Source organism: Candidatus Angelobacter sp. (assembly GCA_035607015.1).
In the GTDB taxonomy this organism is placed as follows: domain Bacteria; phylum Verrucomicrobiota; class Verrucomicrobiia; order Limisphaerales; family AV2; genus AV2.
Window position 1 is genome coordinate 1 of the sequence record DATNDF010000096.1, and the last position, 4450, is coordinate 4450.

The window sequence follows — 4450 nt, forward strand, 5'->3', positions numbered from 1 at the left end:
TGCGGACAACTCGCTGGTCATGGACTGGCGCGTGGTGAGGTTTGACACCAGCACACTCACGGTGCTGCTCGCACTTCGGGCGGCGTCGAGCACTTCCATCTGGATGATGCCCGGGGCCGTGTAGCTGGAGCGGTCGAGCAAAACAATTCCCACGCCCGGCCGCGTCAGATTGCCGGACGTGACCAGCGCAAAATCCTGATCGATCGCGGGCGTGCTTGAGATTGCATCCTGCACAATCTTGCTGGCTCGCACGCGTACCAAGTAGTCGCCCGCCACCGGTTGCGAGAGAAAAACTCCCTCCACATTGTTCAGCTTATCCGGCGTGGGCGCGTTCGGCACCGATTCGCCCGCGCCAAACTGGTTTCCGCGATATAGTCTCCCGTCCGGGCCAATCACCTCCAAATCCAGATCGTTCACCAGCGCTGGCAGCGCCCCCGGAAATCCCGGCACATCAGTATAGGCCAGGGTGACCTTCAGCGGTTCGTCCGACGCCTCGACAAAAACGTGCTGTTCATAGACCTGGCTGTTCGTCAGCAACACCGTTTGATCGAGATACTGATAATAGCGCGGCGCGGTGTTAACGTTGGTCACGATGATGTTGGTCAAATTGATGCGCCCCCAACCTTCGTCGTTGTTCGGCACCGGGCCGGGACCGCCATTGGATTGGTCCAGTGCATCCGCTGAATTGATCAGCGCCGCCTTGACCAGCGCCGGCGAGGGCGCCGCGTTGGTATGCGTGCTTTGGTAATACTGCACGAATACGGCAGCTGCGCCCGCCGCGTGCGGACCGGACATGCTCGTGCCGCCCATGTAAACGTAGAAATTATCAATCGCCGTCCAGGCAATCGCGGCCTCGTCCGGTGCCGCGGACGACGCGGCGGAGGCGATCCAGCTTCCGGGCGCAACTAGGTCCGGCTTGATGCGACCGTCCGCAGCCGGCCCGCGGCTGGAGAAATCGCACATCGTGTCTTGGCCGTCGGCATAAAGTCCGTAGGTCAACGCCAGTGTGCCCGGAACATTCTCCGAAGCGCCCGTGGCGATCACGTTTTTGGCGGAGGCCGGGCTGTCCACCGTCTGCGAGTCAGGACCCGCGTTACCAGCGGAGAATTCCAGAACGTAAGGCTGGTCGCCTGCTGTGCCTGCGTCCGCGTCCCGCACCAGCTCATCGAACTGCGCCGCATCAATGTCGTAATCGCCCTGCACGTCATTGCCCCAACTGTTTGATCCAATTTTCGCCCCATGCCGCACCGCGTCATGTGTCAGCGTCTCGTCGCTGGGAAACGGACTGACCTCGTTTGCGCTGTCGTCGAAAATGCGCTCGACAAACAGATTCGCGCCGGACGCGACGCCCAGACCGTAGAACTGGCCGGTGTCCGGGTCGGTCTCGCCCGTCGCCGCGTTGCCCGCGACAATGCCTGCGCAATGAGTTCCGTGTCCGTATCCATCTGATCCGTCCGTCAAGCCGCCGTAATACTGGAATCCGACCACGCGTCCGAGCATGTCCGGGTGCATCGCGTTGGTGTTGCCGGAATCCAGTCCGGTATCGGCCACGCATACCGTTACGCCCGTGCCGTCGAACCCAAGCTGCTGTGTGACGGTGGGCGTGGCGGCGTTGCCATCGTCGCCGCCGACCAGCTTCGAGGCGGCTTCATCCACCAGCTTCCGCTTGGGCGCGCGCTCGATCCAGAGCACCGCGCTTGATTGCGACAGCGCGTCCAGCCGGCCCGGCAGCAATTCCCCTCGCACAATGATGCCCTGGCGCAGATGGCTCTCGTGATGAATCACCGCCATCTGGGAGCGCACGACGGCGATCTCCGCCGGCGTCGCCGACGAGGACAGCAAAATGTTGACGCTTACCGTCTCGTTGGTTCGCGCTGCCGCCGTTGCGGCGGCAGCAAGTCGCGGATGAACCTTGAGTTCCGGCCGGTAAGACCCAACCCAATGAACGAAATTCAATGCCCCGACACTCGCGGGCGACACGGTGTTGAATTTGGCGATGAACGTGTCGTCAGGAACGTAGCGGACCAGTTCCACGCCCGTCTGGCCTAACTGCTCTCGCCAGGCGGGTTGTAACGGGCCGGTGAACTGAACGAGAAATAAACCGGAAGCCGCCGGCACGGACGTCCGGGTTTGGACCGCGGCCGCCGCTTTGGGTGGGGTGGAAATCGCTCCGTTGCGAAGGTGGATTGTTTTCGTGTCCGCTGCCGGCGCGACGAAATCGCCCAGGAAAAGGCCCAGCGCTGTCCACAACAGGATCATCCGCCGGCCAGGCTGGGAAAGCGTCACGCGCATAACCTATTCAAATACAGCCTTTCCACAAGGCGCAACGCCGATTTGCCGCAAGGACGATGCCACTTCCTCCGATCAACCATGGTCTGCGTTCGTTGGAACAGGGTCGATCACCAGGACAGCCTTTGTCCGACCCGCCGAATTATTCTGAACGCAAAAAAAGAAAGGCAGAATATGAACAGACAGCAGTTGGAAATGAGTTTTGAAAGCCCCGTCGCGTTTCGGCCGGTGATTCGGCGGCACCGTCGCATGATCCGCGCCCGCTGGTGGTTTGAGCAGATGCGGCAGGTCGTGGACCGCGCGTGGGACTCGGAGCCCGCGCTGCCGGTTCGCCCGGAGCAGGTCTGCCTGACGTTGGCGCAACGCCACGAACGCAACTGACTTCTGAGGCGCGGTCGTACCGGGGACCGGCCGCACCGCTTGATTCCCGGGTCGAATGCCGATTTGGACTTTGCAACCGGGCGCGGGTGGCGTAGAAATCGCGTTCCGCTGTCGGATTGGGAACTTTCCCACGGCCAGCGACGAATTCGATGAAAACCGAAGTCGAAATCTACGATACCACCCTGCGCGACGGCAGTCAGGGTGAAGGCATCAACTTTTCGGTGGCGGACAAACTCCGTATCGCCGAGCGAATCGACGCATTCGGGATTCATTATGTCGAAGGTGGTTTCCCCGGCGCCAATCCCAAAGATATCGAGTTCTTCCAACAGGCGAAGCGCAGGAAGTTCAAATTTTCGAGGCTCGCGGCTTTCGGCGCGACGCGCCGCAAGCACGTGGCGGTGGAGGACGACGAACAGGTTCGCCTGCTGCTCGAAGCGGAGACGCCAGTCGTGACCATCGTCGGCAAAACATGGCTGCTGCATGTAAGGGAAGTGTTGCGCGCGACAGCGGAGGAAAATCTGGCGATGATCGGCGACACCGTGCGTTACCTCAAGGACCACGGCAAATATGTCATTTACGACGCCGAGCACAGCTTCGACGGATTCAGCGACGAGCCGGAGTATGCGATGGCGACCTGGCAGGCGGCGGAAAAAGCCGGCGCAGAATTCGTGGTGCTTTGCGACACAAACGGCGGCCGGCTGCCGAACGAAATCGCCCGCATCACTGCTCTTGCCCGCGGCCGGCTGAACACCAGAATCGGCATCCACACGCATGACGACATTGGCCTCGGCGTGGCCAACGCGCTCGCCGGCCTGGAGGCGGGCGCCGTGCAGGTGCAGGGCACGATCAACGGTTACGGCGAACGCACGGGCAATTGCAATCTCACGAGCGTGATTCCCAACGTGGCGCTCAAGCTGAAGAAAACCTGCGTGCCCCCGGCCTCGCTGGCCAAGTTGAAGGAGCTTTCACAGTTCGTGGACGAAATTGCGAATGTCCGCCACAACCCGCGCCTGCCGTGGGTCGGTTCGGCCGCGTTCTCCCACAAGGGCGGCCAGCACGTGAATGCCGTGCAAAAGATCGCGCGCAGCTACGAACACGTTGACCCATCGTCGGTCGGCAACAAGCGCACGGTGCTCATCAGCGACCTGGCCGGCAAAAGCAACATCGTGATGAAGGCGCAGGAGCTCGGCTTCAAAATCAACAACGACACGCCCGAACTGAAGTCCATCCTCGCGCGCATCAAGGACCTCGAGCACCAGGGTTATGAGTACGAGGCGGCGGAAGGTTCGCTGGCACTGTTGATTCGCAAAATCCTGAAGCATCAGGAGGCTCCGTTCAATGTGGTCGCCTATCACGTTTCCATGCGCCGGGACGGCATGGAATCGGTGGTGGAAGCCACCGTCAAGGTGCGCGTCGGCGACAAGGTCGCGCATACCGTGGCGGAAGGCGATGGTCCGGTGAACGCCCTCGATTCCGCCCTGCGCGGCGCGTTGACGCAGTTTTACCCACGAGTCAGAAAGGTCCGGCTTACGGACTACAAGGTGCGTATTCTCGATTCGGCAACCGGCACAGCCGCCAAGACCCGTGTGCTCATCCAGTCCACCGACGGCAGTCAGGAATGGGGTACCGTCGGCGTGAACGACAACATCATCGAAGCCAGCCTTCAGGCGCTCGTGGACAGCATGGAGTTTGCGTTATTAAAAAAGTGAGACACGAATTTCACAAATTGGCACTAATTCATGCACGAACTGATTTACAAAGAGGAGTCGTTCAAATTCAT

At 61.0% G+C, this 4450-nt stretch carries 3 protein-coding genes; 2 read left to right on the plus strand and 1 reads right to left on the minus strand.

What is annotated here, in order from left to right; translation table 11 throughout:
* The coding region (locus tag VN887_04015; GenBank protein HXT39170.1) for a S8 family serine peptidase at positions 1-2292 on the minus strand (2292 nt) is incomplete at its 3' end.
* 171 nt (positions 2293-2463) lie between these two features.
* On the opposite strand from VN887_04015, the gene VN887_04020 reads away from it, so the two are divergent.
* Both VN887_04020 and cimA read left to right on the plus strand, forming a co-directional pair.
* Positions 2464-2670: a hypothetical protein gene (locus VN887_04020; protein ID HXT39171.1), complete on the plus strand. Its 207-nt coding sequence runs from the start codon at positions 2464-2466 to the stop codon at positions 2668-2670.
* 149 nt (positions 2671-2819) lie between these two features.
* Positions 2820-4379, plus strand: coding sequence for a citramalate synthase (gene cimA / locus VN887_04025; protein HXT39172.1), 1560 nt, complete (start codon positions 2820-2822; stop codon positions 4377-4379).
* Positions 4380-4450: the final 71 nt, after the last annotated feature.

Coding starts and splice junctions, on each gene's coding strand:
- VN887_04020 (HXT39171.1), top strand. CDS start 2,464: ATGAACAGACAGCAGTTGGAAATGAGTTTTGAAAGCCCCGTCGCGTTT.
- cimA (HXT39172.1), top strand. CDS start 2,820: ATGAAAACCGAAGTCGAAATCTACGATACCACCCTGCGCGACGGCAGT.